General features: G+C 70.5%; 21 protein-coding genes. 10 read left to right on the forward strand and 11 right to left on the reverse strand.

Translation table 11 applies throughout. From position 1 onward, the window contains the following. Positions 1–32: 32 nt before the first annotated feature. Positions 33–1,244 carry a patatin-like phospholipase family protein gene (locus ABKA19_RS09405; RefSeq protein ID WP_353688679.1) on the reverse strand — a complete coding sequence of 404 codons (1,212 nt, stop codon included), beginning with the start codon at positions 1,242–1,244 and terminating at the stop codon, positions 33–35. A gap of 240 nt (positions 1,245–1,484) precedes the next feature. On the opposite strand from ABKA19_RS09405, the gene ABKA19_RS09410 reads away from it, so the two are divergent. Continuing rightward, positions 1,485–1,955: a DUF6491 family protein gene (locus ABKA19_RS09410; RefSeq protein ID WP_353688680.1), complete on the forward strand. Its 471-nt coding sequence runs from the start codon at positions 1,485–1,487 to the stop codon at positions 1,953–1,955. 210 nt (positions 1,956–2,165) lie between these two features. Next, the gene (locus ABKA19_RS09415; RefSeq protein WP_353688681.1) at positions 2,166–2,312 is read left to right on the forward strand and encodes a hypothetical protein; all 147 of its coding nucleotides are present in this window, start codon (positions 2,166–2,168) and stop codon (positions 2,310–2,312) included. Between the two features lie 15 nt (positions 2,313–2,327). On the opposite strand, the gene ABKA19_RS09420 is transcribed toward ABKA19_RS09415, so the two are convergent. After that, positions 2,328–2,672 (reverse strand): RidA family protein, encoded by a 345-nt coding sequence (locus ABKA19_RS09420; RefSeq protein ID WP_353688682.1) that lies wholly within the window; start codon positions 2,670–2,672, stop codon positions 2,328–2,330. Between the two features lie 64 nt (positions 2,673–2,736). Further along, entirely contained in the window at positions 2,737–3,156 is a 420-nt protein-coding gene (locus ABKA19_RS09425) for a DUF1801 domain-containing protein (RefSeq protein ID WP_353688683.1), read from the reverse strand. Positions 3,157–3,321: 165 nt separating this feature from the next. Between ABKA19_RS09425 and motA the strand changes: the two genes are divergently transcribed. From motA to ABKA19_RS09455, 6 genes are all read left to right on the forward strand, one after another. Then, positions 3,322–4,176: a flagellar motor stator protein MotA gene (gene motA, locus ABKA19_RS09430; RefSeq protein ID WP_162375398.1), complete on the forward strand. Its 855-nt coding sequence runs from the start codon at positions 3,322–3,324 to the stop codon at positions 4,174–4,176. A gap of 6 nt (positions 4,177–4,182) precedes the next feature. Then, positions 4,183–5,169, forward strand: coding sequence for a flagellar motor protein MotB (gene motB, locus ABKA19_RS09435; protein ID WP_353688684.1), 987 nt, complete (start codon positions 4,183–4,185; stop codon positions 5,167–5,169). Between the two features lie 41 nt (positions 5,170–5,210). After that, on the forward strand, positions 5,211–6,314 hold the full coding sequence (locus tag ABKA19_RS09440; protein ID WP_353688685.1) for a tetratricopeptide repeat protein: 1,104 nt from the start codon (positions 5,211–5,213) through the stop codon (positions 6,312–6,314). Positions 6,315–6,335: 21 nt separating this feature from the next. Further along, on the forward strand, positions 6,336–6,551 hold the full coding sequence (locus ABKA19_RS09445; RefSeq protein ID WP_353688686.1) for an RNA-binding S4 domain-containing protein: 216 nt from the start codon (positions 6,336–6,338) through the stop codon (positions 6,549–6,551). A 155-nt stretch (positions 6,552–6,706) separates the two neighbouring features. Beyond that, entirely contained in the window at positions 6,707–7,729 is a 1,023-nt protein-coding gene (locus ABKA19_RS09450; RefSeq protein ID WP_353688687.1) for a sensor domain-containing diguanylate cyclase, read from the forward strand. Positions 7,730–7,840: 111 nt separating this feature from the next. After that, positions 7,841–8,440 carry a mechanosensitive ion channel domain-containing protein gene (locus ABKA19_RS09455; protein ID WP_353688688.1) on the forward strand — a complete coding sequence of 200 codons (600 nt, stop codon included), beginning with the start codon at positions 7,841–7,843 and terminating at the stop codon, positions 8,438–8,440. A gap of 20 nt (positions 8,441–8,460) precedes the next feature. Here ABKA19_RS09455 and ABKA19_RS09460 read toward each other — a convergent pair whose 3' ends face one another. Continuing rightward, positions 8,461–8,724 (reverse strand): DksA/TraR family C4-type zinc finger protein, encoded by a 264-nt coding sequence (locus tag ABKA19_RS09460; RefSeq protein ID WP_162375393.1) that lies wholly within the window; start codon positions 8,722–8,724, stop codon positions 8,461–8,463. Positions 8,725–8,996: 272 nt separating this feature from the next. Here ABKA19_RS09460 and ABKA19_RS09465 point away from each other — a divergent pair, with 272 nt between their 5' ends. Next, complete coding sequence (locus ABKA19_RS09465) at positions 8,997–9,953, forward strand: SDR family NAD(P)-dependent oxidoreductase (protein WP_353688689.1); 957 nt, start codon at positions 8,997–8,999, stop codon at positions 9,951–9,953. A gap of 35 nt (positions 9,954–9,988) precedes the next feature. Here the strand turns inward: ABKA19_RS09465 and ABKA19_RS09470 are convergent, their stop codons facing one another. Continuing rightward, complete coding sequence (locus tag ABKA19_RS09470; RefSeq protein WP_353688690.1) at positions 9,989–11,134, reverse strand: NAD-dependent epimerase/dehydratase family protein; 1,146 nt, start codon at positions 11,132–11,134, stop codon at positions 9,989–9,991. 241 nt (positions 11,135–11,375) lie between these two features. Here ABKA19_RS09470 and ABKA19_RS09475 point away from each other — a divergent pair, with 241 nt between their 5' ends. After that, positions 11,376–11,618, forward strand: a complete 243-nt coding sequence (locus ABKA19_RS09475) for a DUF2789 domain-containing protein (protein WP_353688691.1) — start codon at positions 11,376–11,378, stop codon at positions 11,616–11,618. A gap of 27 nt (positions 11,619–11,645) precedes the next feature. Here the strand turns inward: ABKA19_RS09475 and ABKA19_RS09480 are convergent, their stop codons facing one another. The 6 genes from ABKA19_RS09480 to ABKA19_RS09505 all read right to left on the reverse strand — a co-directional run bounded on the left by ABKA19_RS09480 (position 11,646) and on the right by ABKA19_RS09505 (position 16,907). Then, a complete protein-coding gene (locus ABKA19_RS09480; RefSeq protein WP_353688692.1) occupies positions 11,646–11,981 on the reverse strand; it encodes a zinc ribbon domain-containing protein YjdM in 336 nt (111 codons plus the stop codon). Between the two features lie 91 nt (positions 11,982–12,072). After that, positions 12,073–12,561 (reverse strand): hypothetical protein, encoded by a 489-nt coding sequence (locus ABKA19_RS09485; RefSeq protein ID WP_353688693.1) that lies wholly within the window; start codon positions 12,559–12,561, stop codon positions 12,073–12,075. Positions 12,562–12,626: 65 nt separating this feature from the next. Further along, a complete protein-coding gene (locus ABKA19_RS09490) occupies positions 12,627–13,199 on the reverse strand; it encodes a lipocalin family protein (protein WP_353688694.1) in 573 nt (190 codons plus the stop codon). Between the two features lie 108 nt (positions 13,200–13,307). After that, positions 13,308–14,852, reverse strand: coding sequence for a phospholipase D-like domain-containing protein (locus ABKA19_RS09495; protein WP_353688695.1), 1,545 nt, complete (start codon positions 14,850–14,852; stop codon positions 13,308–13,310). A 229-nt stretch (positions 14,853–15,081) separates the two neighbouring features. After that, complete coding sequence (crcB, locus tag ABKA19_RS09500) at positions 15,082–15,468, reverse strand: fluoride efflux transporter CrcB (RefSeq protein ID WP_353688696.1); 387 nt, start codon at positions 15,466–15,468, stop codon at positions 15,082–15,084. A gap of 59 nt (positions 15,469–15,527) precedes the next feature. Continuing rightward, complete coding sequence (locus ABKA19_RS09505; protein WP_353688697.1) at positions 15,528–16,907, reverse strand: replication-associated recombination protein A; 1,380 nt, start codon at positions 16,905–16,907, stop codon at positions 15,528–15,530. Positions 16,908–16,978 lie beyond the last annotated feature (71 nt).

Genomic DNA, 16,978 nt, shown 5'->3' on the forward strand with positions numbered 1-16,978 from the left:
ACGGAGGCGTGTCCCGTCAGCAGCGGCCTCCCCTACTCCGCCGGCAGGCCCGGGGGCGAGGTCCGCCATGCCTGCCCGGACAACGCGGCCCGGTAACCGGCGTCGTAAAGCACCGCCATCTGAGAGGGCCGGAACGCGGTCAGGTCCGGCAGCGCCACGCCTTCGCCGATGGTGGTCCAATGGAAGCGCGCATCGTGGCGGCGGGCGTAGGCGTACTCGCGGAACAGGTCGCCGACGATGCCCGCCCGGCCTGAGATGTCGATCGAGCGCACCGCGATCGCCCGCAGCGAGCGCGGGGTCGAGGCCGGGGGCGCGCTGAGCTGGCCATTGTGGATCACGTAGATGTCCTCCCGGCCCGGTTGTGCATGGGCTTGCCGGTGCAGGACGGCCGGCTCGAAGATGCCGGCGTGGAGGAACACGTTGGCCCACACGAAACCGTCCACGTGCATCTCGTCGTAGCGCCGGCCGCCTGCCTCGACCTCGAACAACACCGGCGGGAATGCGATCGGTACCGACGAGGAAGCCAGCATGACCTTGCGGAACAACGCCAGCGACTGCGGCCCGCCGTACTCGGCGATGCGGCCCATGTTCCAGACGGTGAAGCTCCGCGTATCCAGGTCGACCGTGCCCACGTACAGCCGCCGTCCCTGCCGGTGCGCGCGGGCAACCTCTTCCAGCAACGGCGCATCGACATACTGCTCCAGCAGTGCAGCCAGCGGCGCGGTGCGGGCGAGCGCGTCGCCGCGCATCAGCGCCATCATCCGCGAGCGCTCGGTGAACACGTCGGCGGTGGTGGTCGTGGTGTAGAACCGTTGCAGGGCTTCATCGTACTGCGGTCCGAGGAACGCGAACGGTGCCATCAACGCCCCGGTGGACACGCCGGTGACGATCTTGAAGACCGGCCGGGTGCCGCTTGCGGTCCAGCCCTTGAGGAACCCGGCGCCGAAGGCGCCATTGACCCCGCCGCCCGATAGGGCAAGGTGCGGATGGGAGACCAGGCCGTCGGCCCCGAGCGGGAAATCGCCCGCCGATTCCTGCTGCATCGAGCGCAGGTAGTCCTGCACCATCGCCGGGTCGGGGCGACCGGCCTGCGCACGGATGTCGGGCATGCCCGGAATGGTCGCTTCGCGCGCCAGCTCCGGAGGCACCGGGTTGCGCGGCAGGCTCGAACAACCGGCCAGGACCAGCACTGTCGCCAGCGCGGCCACGCATGCCACGGCTGCCCGGGTCAGCATCGTTGCCATCTCCATTCCCTCGCGCCAGCAGGTCGAACGACAGTACGCTGCCAAGGGCGACGTGCCCGGGTGCCGCGCCCTGCCCTGGCGGTGCGCGCCTGTCGTGCTGCGCCGCAGTTTCACCGCAAGCGCGAGGCCCTGCAACGGTGTCCCCCGGACACCGCCGCTGCACTTGACGCGGCATCGCCGCGGCGCGATGGTGGGCGCAGGCAAGTCCCTCCCGTTACAGGTCCAGGGGTGAGCGTCATGATGCGGATCGCGGTCCTGTCGGCACTGGTTGCATCGCTCACTGCCTGCGCGCATTCCGGGCCTTCGCTGGACACGGCCCAGCGCCTGGAAATCTACCGCGCGCACGCCGGTCCGCCCGTCGCCAGCTTCCAGATCAACCGCGTCGCCGGCGTCACCCGCTGGACGCCGCTGGGCGACCAGGCGCTGGCGATCTGGAACACCCCGGCGCAGGGCTACCTGCTCGAGTTCCGGGCGCGTTGCTCCGGGCTGTCCATCGCCAGCTCGATCACCATCAGCAATTCGATGGGCATGGTGAACGCGCGCCTGGACAGCGTTCAGCCACGCGCGGCGAACGGCTCGGCGATCTCGCAGCCGTGCCGCATCTCCAGCGCCCGACCCCTCGACGGCCGCGCATTGAGCGAAGCCAAGCGCGAGTTGCGCCAGGCCAGCGTGATCGACAGGCCCGAGGGCGTCACGCCCGAAGAGGAGTGAAACCAGCATCCCGGCCATCGCCGGGATGCTGGCATTCGAGCCCTCGGTTCATTGCCGCAATGCAATCGATGCAGCTCCCTGACCGCGCGGACGCGGGCCATCCGACCGACCCATTGCCCCCTCAAGAAAGCAGGAAACCATGCGCACCACGACGGCACGCCGGCGCTGGGGATCCCGGCAGCCAGCACTGCCTTGAGCACGGTGCTGGCGATGGCGCCCACTCTCCTCAAACATCCGAGCGAGAACCGGGTGCCGTTCCACACCGTAGCGGTGGCGGCCGCGGCCTTCATGCATGGCACGCTGGCCTGGCTGGCCCATCGCGGGCTGGCCAGGCTGCAGTCGCCATCGGGGAACTGAGGGGCTGTTGCGGCCTCAGACGGCCGCGGTCACCACGATTTCGACCTTCCAGCCCGGGTTGGCCAGTGGTGCCTGGACGGTGGCGCGCGGCGGCGTGTGGCCGGCGGCAACCCAAGCGTCCCAGGCCTGGTTCATGCCGGCGAAGTCGGCGATGTCGGCCAGGTAGATCTGCGCGCGCAGGATCCGGGTCTTGTCGGTGCCGGCATGGGCCAGCAGCGCGTCGATCGCCTCGAGTACCTGGCGGGTCTGGCCGACGATGTCGAGGGACGCGTCCTCGGGCACCTGTCCGGCCAGGTAGGCCACGCCGTTGTACACGGCCAGTTCGGACATGCGCGGGCCGACATCGAAACGCTGGATCACGGGGAATCTCCTGGGAGGGCGATAGGACCGCCGGCGGCGGCGGCGCAGCATACACCGGCGCGCCTCAGCGGATGCGCTGGGGTTCCAGGGCCGCGGCGCTGGCCTCCAGCAGTTCGCGCAGCACCTGCGGCGAGGCGTCGGCCAGGCGCCGCAGGTACAGGCACGACTTGCCGATGCGGTGGCGTCCCAGCCGGGCCAGCAGGGACTCGCGCCCGGCGAAGCCATCCATGACGTACAGCGACAGCTCCCTGCCCTTCGGCGAGAAACCGAGCAGGGGCCAGGGCTGCAGCCGGCCGTCCGCGTAGCGCTGCGCGTACTGGCCGAAGCCGACGATGTTGCCACCCCACACCACCGGAGGTTCCCCGGTGACGGACTGCATCAGCGCGGCGAGTTGGCGGGCGTCCTCGCGCCGGGCCTCGTCCAGCCCGGCCAGGCACGCCTCCAGCGACATGGCGGTGGGTCGGGTCTTGGGTTCGCTGGCCATGGGCCGGTCTCCTCCATCTGCCGCTGGCAGGCGCCGCGCCGCCCGGGCCACCGGCGCGGCTGCACGGCCCGGCCTGCCGGCTGCGAGTGTACGCGTCCGCGCGAGCGGGCTTAACTTCGGGCCGGCCACGCCGATACGGCAACGACACCCACGCGCGCGCCCCCCATGCTCATCATCGTCGGCTTCATCATCGTGATCCTCAGCGTGCTCGGGGGGTTCGTGCTCTCGCACGGCAAGCTCGGCGCGCTGTGGCAGCCCTACGAGGTGCTGATCATCTGCGGCGCGGCGTTCGGCGCGTTCCTCGTGGCCAACCCGCTGAAGGTGGTCAAGGGCGCGCTGCTGGGCATCCCCGGCCTGCTCAAGGGCGCGCGCTACAAGCGCTCGGACTACGTGGACATCCTGTCGATGATCTACGACGTGCTGGTCAAGGCGCGCAAGGAAGGCATGATCGGGATCGAGAAGGACATCGACAACCCCGGGTCCAGCCCGGTGTTCTCCAAGTACCCCAGGCTGCTGGCCGACCACCACCTGATGGAGTTCACCACCGACTGCCTGCGGCTGATGGTGAGCGGCAACATGGAGCCCCACGAGCTGGAGCAGCTGCTGGAGATCGAGGTCGAGACCCACCACCAGGAGGCGGTGGAGCCGGCGCATGCGCTGCAGGTGCTCGCCGACTCCCTGCCCGGCTTCGGCATCGTCGCGGCGGTGCTGGGCATCGTGATCACCATGGCCGCCATCGGCGGCGAGGTCGCCGAGATCGGCCACCACGTCGCCGCGGCGCTGGTCGGCACCTTCCTGGGCATCCTGCTGGGCTATGGCTTCGTCGGCCCGCTGGCGGCCTCGATGCAGCACCGCGCGCACGAGGAAGGCAAGGCGTTCGAGATCATCAAGATGGCACTGGTATCGAGCCTGCGCGGCTACCCGCCGACGGTGGCGGTGGAGTTCGCCCGCAAGCTGCTGTTCTCGGACGTGCGCCCGGCCTTCGCCGACCTGGAAGCGCACCTGCGCGGCAACCGCTGAGCGGCCATGGACAAGACCCAGCCGATCATCATCCGCCGGATCAAGAAGACCGCCGGCGGCCACCATGGCGGTGCCTGGAAGGTCGCCTACGCCGATTTCGTCACCGCGATGATGGCGTTCTTCCTGGTCATGTGGCTGGTGGGCATCGCCAGCAAGGAACAGAAGGCGGCGGTGTCCGAGTATTTCAAGAACCCCAGTGCGGTCGAGGGCACCGCCGCCATTCCCGGGACCAGCTCGCTCGGCCCGGGCGGTGCCTCGGACAAGATGATCCCGACCGCCAATGCGCTGTCGATGCCCGGTGGCGTGGGGCCGCGCGTCGGCGACCCGGGCGAGGCCACGCGCAGCCGTATTCCCACCGACGCGCAGGAAGACGCACGCGCGGCGGCCGCGGCCGAGGACCGTCGCCAGCTGGACGAACTGCGCAAGGAGCTGGAAGCGGCGATCGAGAAGAGCCAGGCGCTGGCGCCGTTCAAGGACCAGTTGCTGATCGACCTCACGCCGGAGGGATTGCGGGTGCAGATCGTGGACCGCATGAACCGGCCGATGTTCGACCTCGGCAGTTCGAGCATGAAGGACTACACGGTCGAGGTCATGCACGAACTGGGCACCCTGTTGTCCGGCACGCCGCACAAGATAGCGCTCGCCGGCCATACCGACGAGACGCCGTTCCAGGCGCCGCGTGGATACGGCAACTGGGAGCTGTCCAGCGACCGGGCCAACGCCGCCCGACGGGCACTGCTTGAGGGCGGCCTGGACGAGGCCCGGATCGCGCGCGTGGTCGGGCTGGCTTCCTCGGTGCCGTTCGACCGCGCCGATCCGCGCGCGCCGACCAACCGCCGCATCAGCATCGTGGTCCTGAACCGGACGCCCGATGCCGGCATGGACGCGCTGGCGAGCGCGCCGGCGAACCCAGCGACGCAGGCGATCGCAACGGCGCCTGAATTGGTACCACCGCTGGCGCCTCCCGCACCCCCCGCCAGCGCGCCCTTATAGGCATACACTCGGGGCATGGTCGGCTCATCCGGGAGGGTGCCATGCTGCCTGCATTGACATTGATGGCCGCGCTTGCGCTCGCGCCGCAGGCGACGAACGCCGGAACACCGGCAGCGGTTCCCACCATCGAACAGGTCATGGCCGTGCCGGCGCCGTTGCGCGCCGAGGTCCACGCGCGCGTGGTCGAACCCGGCGGTACGCGCAACGAGCAGCTCGAACGGCTTGCCGACTACGTGTTCGGCGACGATGGCCTGGCGCTCGAGTACGACAACGAGGTCACCCGCACGGTGGCCCAGGTCTACCAGGACCGCAAGGCCAACTGCCTGTCGTTCACCCTGCTGTTCGTGGCGCTGGCGCGCGAGGCCGGGCTGGAGGCGCAGGTGCAGGAAGTCGGCGAAGTGCTGGCGTGGTACCAGGACGAGGGCGTGATCTACAACGCCAACCACGTCAACGTCGGCGTCCGCACCACCATGCAGTGGCAGGTCGTGGACGTGGACACCAACATCCTGGCCGCCCGCAACCGTCCGCGCAGCATCGATGACCACCGCGCGATGGCCCATTTCCACAACAACCGCGGCGCCGAGCGGATGGCTTCCGGGGATGCGCCGGGCGCGTATGCGCTGCTGCGGGCCGCGCTGGAGGACGACAAGACCTTCGTCCCGGCCTGGAACAACCTGGGCGTGCTGCTGCTGCGCGAGGGCGACGCGCGCGGCGCCGAACGCGCCTACCTGACGGCGTTGCGGCTCAAGAAGGACCACGCCGCCACCCTGAGCAACCTGGTCACCCTCTATCGCCGCAACGGCGACGAAGCGATGCAGCGGCGCTACGAATGGCGCCTGGACCGGGTACAGCGCACCGATCCGTTCCACCAGTTCATGCTGGCGCTGGAATGCGAGAACAGCGGCGACTACGATTGCGCGATCGCCCGCTACCGGCGCGCGATCGCGCTGCAGGGCGAGGAGCACCAGTTCCACTTCGGCCTGGCCCGGGCCTATTTCCTCTCCGGCGACCTGGCCCGCGCGCAGCGTGAGCTGGGTCGCGCCTATACGCTGGGCGGCAACGAAAGCGTACGCAACGTCTACCGGCAGAAGCTCGACGGGCTGCGCCGCTGGCGCGAGCAGGCTTCCAGCCAGTTCGTGCCCTGAACACGACAACGGAAGGCATGGATGGTCGATTTCGAACTGGAAGGCGAATACGTCGAGTTGAACCAGCTGCTGAAGCTGGCCGGTCTCTGCGACAGCGGCGGCGCGGGCAAGGCCCTGGTCGCCGCTGGCCAAGTGCGCGTGGACGGCGCGGTGGAACTGCGCAAGACGTGCAAGATCCGGGCCGGGCAACGTGTGCAGTGCCACGGCGTGGAGATCCGGGTGGTACCGGCGGCCTGATCCGGCCGCCTGCCGGCCCGCGGACCGGTATCATGGCGCCTCGGATCGTTGCGCGAGGGGGACGCCGCATGCCGACACGGGCTTCCCCGGAACCAGAGGTTGCCGCCTTGCCGGGTGCCGCGCTTTCGAGCGTGGCGCCGGAACGACTGGCGCGCATGCCGCGCCGGGTCTATCCGTTGCGCATCCTCGGCATGGGCCTGGGCGGCCTGCCGCTGGCGGTAGTGCTGCACGAGATCGATGCCCCCGCTGCCTGCTGGGCCTGGCTGGTCTTCACTGCCCTGCTGTGGCCGCACCTGGCCCTGTGGCTGGCACTGCGCAGCCGTCATCCGCACCGGACCGAGGTGCGCAACCTGCTGTTTGATTCCGCCCTGGCGGGGTTGTGGGTGCCCCTGATGCACTTCAACCTGTTGCCAAGCGTGTTGCTGTTGACGCTGGCGACGGTGGACAAGATCAGCACCGGCATCCCGCGCCTGTGGCTGCAGTCGCTGCCGGTGGTCCTGGCCGGCATGGCGCTGGGCTGCGTGATCGCCGGACCGGCGTTGCAGCCGGTCACCAGCATGGCGGTGATCCTGGCGTGCCTGCCGATGCTGCTGATCCACACCATCGCGGTGAGCCTGGCCGCCAACCGCATGATCGGCCGGATCCGCGAGCAGAACCGCGAACTGGACCGCCTGCACCGGGTGGACGCGCTCACCGGGCTGGCCGGCCGCCGCCATTGGCAGCAGCAGGCCGACGCCACCCTGCGGCGCCTGCGCGAGCAAGGGGCGCCGGCCGCACTGCTGATGCTCGACATCGACCGGTTCAAGGACATCAACGACCAGTACGGCCATGCCTCCGGGGACGACGTACTGCGCCTGGTGGCCGGCGTGCTGCGTCGCCGCCTGGGCGAGCACGACAGCGCGGGTCGCTTCGGTGGCGATGAATTCGCGGTCGTGCTCGCCGGCGTCGATCGCGACACCGCGCGTGGCCTGGCCGAGGGCATGCGCCGCGACCTGGAGGCCGCCGCGGCGACGCTGCGCCTGCCAGGCCTGTCCTGTTCGATCAGCGTGGGCGTGGCGCAAGCCGATCCGCGCCATGCCAGCGTGCGCGAATGGATGGAGGCGGCCGACGCGGCGCTCTATGCGGCCAAGCATGCCGGACGCAACCGGGTGGTGGTGGCCGACGCGGCCGGCTTCTGAAGACGGCCCAGTTCCCGCATCCTTGTCGCCGCCTGCCGGCCGGTCCGGCCGCCCATCTCCTAGAATGGGCCGCCGCAGGCCGCACGAGCCGCTGGCACGACGAGGAACGTGATGACGGAGCGTTTGCCCACCTGGGTACAGGACTGGCTCGGCACGGTGTTGCCGATCGGCGAAGTGCTGCTGGTCCTGGCGGTGGCCTGGTTGCTGCAACGGCTGGTCCGGGCCATCGTCCGGCGCCTGGTGGCCAACCGTGGCCTGCCGCAGGAGATGGCCACGGTGCTGCGGCGGGTGTCGGCCACGCTGATCAGCTGCGCGGCGGTGCTGCTGGTGCTCGAACGCATGGGCGTCTCCGGCACGGTGCTGTGGACCGCGTTCACCGGCTTCGCCGCAGTCGGCGCGGTGGCGTTCTTCGCCGCCTGGAGCGTGCTGTCGAACATCTTCTGCACGGTCCTGATCTTCAGCACCCGGCCGTTCCGGCTGCAGGACCACATCGAACTGCTGGAGAACGGCGAGAAGCCCGGGCTCAAGGGCCGCGTGGTCGACATCAACCTGATCTACACCACGCTGCTGGAGGTGGGCGCCGACGCCAGCGACGAGGGCAGCGTGCTGCAGGTTCCCAACAGCCTGTTCTTCCAGCGGACGGTGCGCCGCTGGCGGGGCCAGGGCGTGCCGGCGCGGTGGCTGCCCCCTGCCCCTTCAGGCGACGGCTGAGCCAGGCCGGCGCACGCGCGTCAACGCAGCTGGCTGTCCTTGCTGCCGCGGCGGTTGTAGGCGCTGAAGCCGTTTTCCTGGTCATGCGCCTCCTGGCAGGCCACGCACAGGCGTACGCCCGGTATGGCCCTGCGCCGCGCCGGCGGAATCGGCGCATCACACTCTTCGCAGCGTTCCAGGCCAGGCCCCGTCGGCAGTTGGCGGCGCGCGCGCTCGACCGCGTCCTTCACCGTTGCGTCGATCTGGTCGTTGACCGCCCCGTCGCCTGCCCACCCGGTCGCCATGTCGTTCTCCTGGATGCGTCGCCTTCCACCACAGCCTGCCCGGAGGGACTTGAACAAAGCCTAAGGCAGTCCTCCTGACCAGCCACGCCCGGTTTGACCAGCGTCCGTCCCGGGACGACACCCGGGCCGATGCCTGCCGCGCCACCTGGCTGGCGGCGGGCATGCGCTTCGTACCTGAACCCCGGCATGGATCCCGGCTCCGGGGTCAAGGCTTGCATGCCCGGTCGCGAGTGGCGAGGCTGGTCCCTTCCGCGTGCCCCGCAGGAAGCCCGATGCCCGATCTGCTGCGCCGTCATCTGTTGTGGACCGGTGCCCTTGCGCCGTTGGCCCTGGCGTTGCCGTCCCCGGCCAGAGCCAAGGTGCCGCCCGCACCCGCAGGCCTGTCCGCCGGTTCGACCGCCGAGCAGGCCACCGCCGGCCTGGACCTGCGCGGCCGGACCATCCTGGTGACCGGCTGCAACTCGGGGATCGGCCTGGAGACGATGCGCGTGCTGGCATTGCGTGGCGCGCACGTCATCGGCACCGCGCGCACACCCGACAAGGGAAAGGCGGCCTGTGCCAGCGTGTCGGGCCGGGCCACGCCGGTGGTGCTGGACCTGGCCGACGTCCGCTCGGTGCGCGACTGCGCCGGGCAGGTGCGCCAGCTTGCCCCGCGCCTGGATGCGCTGGTCTGCAACGCCGGCATCGTGCTCGACGACTGGGAGAAAGTGGACGGGTTGGAGAAGCAGTTCGCAGTCAACCACATGGGACATTTCCTGCTGGCCGAGCAGTTGCTCGACCGCGTGGTCGCTGCGCAGGGACGCGTGGTCGTGCTTGGCAGCGGCGACCATCGGAATGCGCCGGCAGGCGGGATCCAGTTCGCCCGCCTTTCCGGCGAAGGCTGGTACCGCAGGGGCTACAGCCATTCCAAGCTGGCCAACGGCCTGTTCTCGCTGGAGCTGGCGCGGCGCCTGCAAGGCACCGGCGCGACCAGCAACTGCGTCACCCCGGGCCACACCCGCACCGCGATCCTGCGCAACAGCGGCAACAACTACCGCGAAGATGCGCGCACGCCCGCGCAAGGGGCGGCAACGCCGTGCTATGCAGCGGTCCACCCGGCGATGGCCGGAGTCAGCGGCGCCTACCTGCGCGACTTCACCGCCGGCGAGCAGAGCGCCCAGCAACAGGACGCGGCGATGGCCGCGCGCCTTTGGGCGGTGTCGCGCGAACTGGTCGCGCGTACCGCCTGATCCCCACCCTGGCCTGCAACGCCCGCGCGTGCGGCTCAGGCCGCCGGCTTGGGCAGCGCGTGCCAGGCCTTGAGCAGTTCGGCTTCCTTCTCGCGGCTGATGCCCGCGCGCAGCTTGGCCTGGCGTTCGGGCGGCTGCGAGGCCAGCCAGGCCAGCAGCTCGCTGATGGTGGTGTCCAGCGGCCGGAAGGTCAGCCCGGCGGCGACGGCGCGGGCATTGCTGACCTGGCCGTAGCCGCCGTACGGACCCTGGTCGCGCGGCACCCAGATCGGCAGTTCGATCTGCTTTTCTTCGACGAAGGCCGGGCTGACGTGGGTGAAGCTGGCCGTGCTTCCGGTGACGCGCTTGCTGGCCTCGAGCATGGCGTCCATCAGCAGCGGCTCGCGTGGGCCGACGGCGTTGAAGGTGCCGAAGGTGCGGGCTTCGGCCAGCCGGATCATCCACTCGCCCAGGTCGCGGCCGTCGATGACCTGGATCGGATCCTTGCCGTCGCCGGGCACCAGCACCTCGCCACCCTGGGCCACGCGGTGCGGCCAGTAGGTGAAGCGGTCGGTCTCGTCGCGCGGGCCGACGATGTAGCCCGGTCGCACGATGGTCACCGCATCGCCGAACTGCTTGCGCGCCTCGGCCTCGCTGAGCGCCTTGAGAGCGCCGTAGAGGTTCTCGATGTCGGCCATCAGCGTCTGCTGGGTCTCGGCCATCGCGTCGGCGCCCTTGTAGGCGGCCAGCGGCGCATCCTCGGTAATGCCCGGCCTGCTCCCGTCGGCATAGACCGAGATGGTCGAAATGAACAGGTAGTGGCCGACATTGCCCGCCAGCACCTGGCCGGCATCGCGCACCCAGAACGGCAGGCTGGTCGGGTTGTCGATGCATACGTCCCAGGTGCGGCCCTTGAGCGCCGACAGGTCGCCGGCGTTGCGGTCGCCGTGCAGCTGCTCCACCTCGCCCGGCCATTCCGGCGAGGGGCGCTTGCCGCGGTTGAACAGGGTCACCTGGTGGCCACGCGCCAGCGCGTAGGCGACCTGGAACGGTCCGGTGAAGCCGGTACCGCCGAGGATCAGGATGCGCAGCGGCTTGGCCGCGCGCGCGACCGGCGCCGGGTTGGCGGCAAATCCCGGAATCGCCGCCGCGGCGGCCGCCAGGGCGCCGATCCGGATCAGGTCACGACGTGTGGTGCGCATGCGGCTGTTCTCCTGGCAGGCGGGGAGCACGTCCGTTCGGTGCCTCCCCATGGCGTCGGGATTGATAGCATTCCTCCGGCACTGCCGCCCATGACGGAAGTGGGGGGGCGGACCGGCATACGGTGATGCGATCGGTCCCGGCGGCCCCTCCACTGAAACTCGATGACCGGCTCTTCATGGGCGCGCCGGCACGATGCGATGGTCCCCTTCCCCCAGTCCCCTGCCCGTCCGGAGCCCGTACATGGAACCCACCGTCCACGCCTTTTCCGAACTGTTCGCGCAGCTGGGACTGCCGGACGATGCAGCCAGCATCCGTGCCTTCATCGCCACGCATGCGCCGTTGGCCGACGACGTCCGCCTGGAGGAAGCGCCGTTCTGGACGCCGGCGCAGGCGCAGCTGCTGCGCGAGGAACGCATCGACGATGCCGACTGGGCGATCGTCGTCGACCAGCTCAACCTGGCGCTGCGCGCACCGTCGCATTGAGGCCGGCCGCAGCAGGCGACGCGGCGATCAGGCCTTGCGCAGGAACTCGGTCTTCAGCACCAGGCCCTTGATCTTCTCCGAGTGGCCTTCGATGTGCAGCGGGTCGTCTTCCACCAGGCGGATGTTGCGGATCACCGTGCCCTGCTTGAGCGGGATCGAGGAGCCCTTGACCTTGAGATCCTTGATCACGACCACCGTATCCCCGGCCGCCAGCGGGTTGCCGTTGCTGTCGCGCACCACCATGGCCTGCTCGGTCACGGGATCGGCGGTCCACTCGTGGCCGCAATCGGGACAGGTCCACAGCGCACCATCGACATAGGTGTTCTCAAGCCCGCACTGCGGGCAGCTCGGCAACGTAGGCACGACCGTTTTACTCGACGTCAGGGGCCGCACAGTTTACCCCGCGACACCGACCGGGCCCGTGGCGCGGATCTTCAAGCCGCCATGTCGCAGGCTACTGCGGCTCGCCCGGTGGCGGCATCGATGCCGGGCGGGCGCAGCCGTTGATGGGCGTGCCGCCATCGATGACCAGGACTGCGCTGTACGGGAACTGCGCTCCGGACATCGAGTCCTGGCAGGGAGCCGCCGTGACGGTGAGCTCGACCGCACCGCTCGCATCGACCGCGCGCACGGTGCGGGTATCGCCGGTGGTCTGGCTGCTGGCCACCGCCAGTTCCCGCTCGCCCTCGATTCCGCGCAGCAGCAGGGACGGTCCCGGACCGCTCACCTGCGCCTGCCAGAACGGCTCGTTGGTGGAGGCGACCAGCTCGCCGTCCAGTTCCGACTCCGCTGCCGGCGCCGCAGCATCGGGCATGGCGGTCGCGTCGGTCTCGGCCGCCGGCGCGGGGGTGGGCGTCGTTGCGGCCCGGTCCTGGCAGGCGGCCATGGCGAGGCAAAGCGCGAGGCCCAGTGCGGTCCGGGCGGTGAACGGAAGCAGGTGCATGCGGGTTCTCCTCGGCGGCGTTCGTCGCGCCGATCATGCGCCGGCACCGCCGCCTGCGCCACTGCTCAGCGCGAAGCGGTGGCTTCCATGCCATCGGCCGGGTTGGCGACTAGCAGCTGATCCACCGGATAACCCAGGCCGCGCGCCTGCTCTACCAGCGCCGAGTAGCGGTCGGGTGCCAAGGTGGGTTCGCGCGACAGGATCCACAGGTGGTCCCGGTCGGGACCACCGACCATCGCCCAGCGGTACTCCGGATCCACCGCGATCACCCAGTACGGCGCCCAGGCCAGCGGCAGCCAGGAGGTCCAGCCGGGCGCGAAGCGCACCCGCAGCGACCCCGGCGCCCCGGGCACGGGCTGGGCGACGCCGACCGCCTCGATCCGCTCGCCGTCCTTGCGCACGCAGGTGTTGCGCACTTCCAGTGTGCCGTCTTCCCTTGGCGTGTACGTGGCGGTGGTATCGCGTGCGCACTTGCGCTGGAAGAACATGGGCAGGTGCGCGACCTGGTGCCAGGTGCCGGCATAACGCTGCAGGTCCAGCACCGGCACCGGCTTGTGCATCGGCGGCTGCGCCGCAGCCCTGCCGGGTACGGCCAGCAGGCAGGCCAGGCCCAGGGCGATCGTCGTGGAAGCGCGCATCAGTTGGCTCGTGGGTCTCCGGATGGAAAAAGGTTGGCAGGGCCGGCGTGACGGGACGGTGTCGCCGGTGTTATCGCGGCGTCACGTGGCGGCCCACCGTGGATACGGTCACAGCTGCGACTCCACCGGCAGCACTTTCATCAGCCAGGCCTGCGCGCGTTGCGCGGTGGTCGCCTCCGGCTCGCGGGTCCAGGTCGCGTTGCCATCGCTCCAGCGCAGGCGGCCCTGCGCGTCCAGGGTGGCTTTCCAGGCATGCGCCGGCGCGGTCTGCCGGGCGAACAGCGCGGCCAGCTCGGACGCCAGCGCCGGGTGCTCGACCAGGATGCCCTGCTCGCTGTTGAGCGAGGTCGAGCGCGGATCGAGGTTGTAGGAGCCGACGAAGATGGTCCCGTCATCGATCACCATCGCCTTGGTATGCAGGCTCGATCCCGATGAACCCTTCAGGCTGAAGTTGGCCGGACCGCCGCCGGGCTTGAGCTCCCATATCTCCACGCCCTGCTCCAGCAGCGGGCGCCGGTAGCGGCTGTAGCCGCCATGCACCGCCGCCACGTCGTTGGCCGCCAGCGAGTTGGTCAGCACCTGCACCGTCGCCCCGCGCGCTTCCGCCGCCGCCAGTTCGGCGGTGCCGCGCGCGCCGGGCACGAAGTAAGGCGAGATGACCAGCAGCCGCCGGGCCGCCCGCTGCAGTTCCGGCAGCAGGACCTTGACCACTTCCGAGCGTTGCTCCGCCGGCAGCGTGGCCTTGAGCGGATCGTCGCTGACGAAACGCCAGCGTGGACTCCAGTGCAGCGCGCCGCCGCCTTCCAGCAGCCGCTGTACCTTGGGATCCTCGCGCAGCACCTGCGCGTACGGGCTGCCGTGCAGGTCGGCCGCGGCCTGTTCGAGCACGCCCCGCAGCGCCTGCAAGCGTTCGGGCGAGGACTGGTCCGGGGAAAGCTGGGCGATCGGATAGTTGGAAGGCGAATCCCAGAACCGCGCGAAGTTGCGCGCCACCTCGCCGACCGCCGGGCCGACGACCAGCAGGTCCAGGTCGACGAAGTTCGGGCCGTCGCTGGCGGCGAAGTACTCGTTGCCCAGGTTGCGGCCGCCGACCAGCGCCATGCGTCCATCGACGATCCAGCTCTTGTTGTGCATGCGGTGGTTGAGCCGCTTGAAGCCGGTGCCGAACTCGCCGGCCAGGCTGAGCGTGCCAGAGCGGCTGGCCAGCGGGTTGTAGAGCCGCACCTCGATCCGCGGGTGCGCATCGAGCGCGGCCAGGCCGGCATTCTTGGCCCGCGCATCCAGGTCGTCGGCGAGGATGCGCACGCGGACGCCGCGGTCGGCGGCCTGCAGCGCCTGCCGCGCCAGCATCCGCCCGGTGAGGTCGTCGTGCCAGATGTAGGTCTGGATGTCCACGCTGGCTACCGCGGCCTGGGCGCTGTAGGCACGCAAGGCATACGCTTCGGCGCCGTCGCCGACGAGGCGGAAACCCGATTGCCCCGGATGCGCCGCCTCGGCCGGCAGCGTGCGCCCGGCGATGGCGCCTTCGGTCGCCGGGGGCAGCAGCGCGTCGGGAGGGGTTTCGGCGCGCGGCGGCAGTTGCGCGCAGCCGGCCAGGAGCGCCAGCGCCAGCCACGCGCAGGCGCGAGGGATGGACGGGCAGCGGACTGCCATCCTGCCGCGACGACGACCTTCGGCTCCCCGCATGGCCCCTCCCCCGGTGCCCGTGTCTTTCGGCGCCCCCTGCGATAGCGCCGTGAGCGGTGAATAGCACATCGGCGGCCGACAATCCCGCACCGGCCGCGCATGCGCCATGCATGCCGCGGCCCGGTCCGTGACCCGCGCGGCCGTCCGCGTGGCCGCTGCCCGCGGCGGGCGATCGTTGGCGGACGCGACGCCCGGATCAGGCGCCGAAGCGCAGCAGCCGGTAGGTGTACAGGCCCAGTGCGGTGAGCAGCAGCGAGCCGAACAGGTGCGCCGCCACGCCGAGCAGCGCGGTTCCGTACTGATGCCGGGTCAGGTGCTGGACGATCTCGGCGGAGAAGGTCGAGAACGTGGTCAGCCCGCCCAGCAGTCCGGTGACCAGGAACAGCCGCCACTCCGGCGACACGCCGGGCCGGTAGGTGATCCACCCCAGCGCGATGCCGATCACGTAACCGCCGACCAGGTTGGCAGCGAGTGTCCCCAGCGGGATCGGGCTGCGCGACGGATTGAGCCAGACCGACAGGCCCCAGCGCATCCACGCGCCGATCGCCGCGCCGGTGCCCACCGCGATGAAGGAACGAACCATGTCCACTGCCCTGCTCCGTGCCCGTGCCTGTCGGGCAGCCCGCGGCCAAGCGTAGCGGATCAGTCGCCGGACGGGCGGCGCGCCTGGCTGCGCGCGGCGCGCAGCCGGTCGAGCTTGTCCTTGAGCTTGATCTCCAGGCCCCGCTCGACCGGTTCGTAGTACACGCGCTCGCCCATCGCGTCCGGGAACCCGGTCTGGTCCAGGGCGATCCCGCCCGCGGCGTCGTGGTCGTACTGGTAGCCCTTGGAGTAGCCCAGCTGCTTCATCAGCTTCGTGGGCGCGTTGCGCAGGTGCAGCGGGACCTCGGCGGTGCCGTACTGGCGCACGTCCGCCCTGGCCGCGTTGTAGGCGTTGTAGGCGGCGTTGGACTTGGCGGTGCTGGCCAGGTAGATCGCGACCTGGGCCAGGGCCAGGTCGCCTTCCGGGCTGCCCAGGCGCTCGTAGGTGTCCCAGGCGTCGACCGACATCTGCAGCGCGCGCGGGTCGGCCAGGCCGATGTCCTCCACCGCCATCCGGGTCAGGCGCCGCGCCAGGTAGGCTGGATCGCAGCCGCCGTCGAGCATCCGCGCCAGCCAGTACACCGCCGCGTCCGGATTGGAGCTGCGCACCGACTTGTGCAGCGCGGAGATCTGGTCGTAGAACTGTTCGCCGCCCTTGTCGAAACGGCGGGTGCGGTCGGCCAGCACCTGCATCAGGGTCGCCTCGGTGACGCGGCCGCCCTCGTCGGCGGCCAGCTCGGCGGCGATTTCCAGCAGGGTCAGTGCGCGGCGTACGTCGCCATCGGCCGCGCCGGCGATCTCGCGCAGCAGCGCATCTTCCACTTCGATGCCCTGTCCGCCCAGGCCACGTTCGCCATCCTCCAGCGCCCGCCGCAGCGCATCGGCGATGTCGTCCACCGACACCGCTTCCATCACGTGCACGCGGCAGCGCGACAGCAGCGCCGAGTTCAGTTCGAACGAGGGGTTCTCGGTGGTGGCGCCGACAAAGACGATACTGCCGCGCTCGATGTGGGGCAGGAACGCGTCCTGCTGGCCCTTGTTGAACCGGTGCACCTCGTCCACGAACAGGACGGTGCGGCGCCCCTCGGCGAAGCGCTGCGCCGCCTCGGCCAGCACCTGGCGCACGTCCGGCAGGCCGGACAGCACCGCCGAGATCGCCCGGAAATCGGCGTCGGCATAGCGGGCCAGCAGCAGCGCGAGGGTGGTCTTGCCGCACCCCGGCGGGCCCCACAGCACCATCGAATGCACGCGGCCCGATTCGACCGCGCGACGCAGCGCCGAGCCCGGTGCCAGCAGGCGGCGCTGGCCGACCATCTCGTCCAGGCTGCGCGGCCGCATGCGCTCGGCCAGCGGACGCATGGCGTCCTGGCGCCCGCTGTCCACGGCCAGCAGGCCGTCATCGGACCCGGGGGACGAAGCGTTTCGGCGCGCGCGGCTCATCGCGCCATCCTAGCGCCTGGCCTCACCGGGACGCCTGGTTGCGCAGGCCGGCCGGACCTGGGATCGGCGTG

This window comes from Pseudoxanthomonas sp. Soil82, from assembly GCF_040446535.1.
Lineage (GTDB): Bacteria > Pseudomonadota > Gammaproteobacteria > Xanthomonadales > Xanthomonadaceae > Pseudoxanthomonas > Pseudoxanthomonas kaohsiungensis.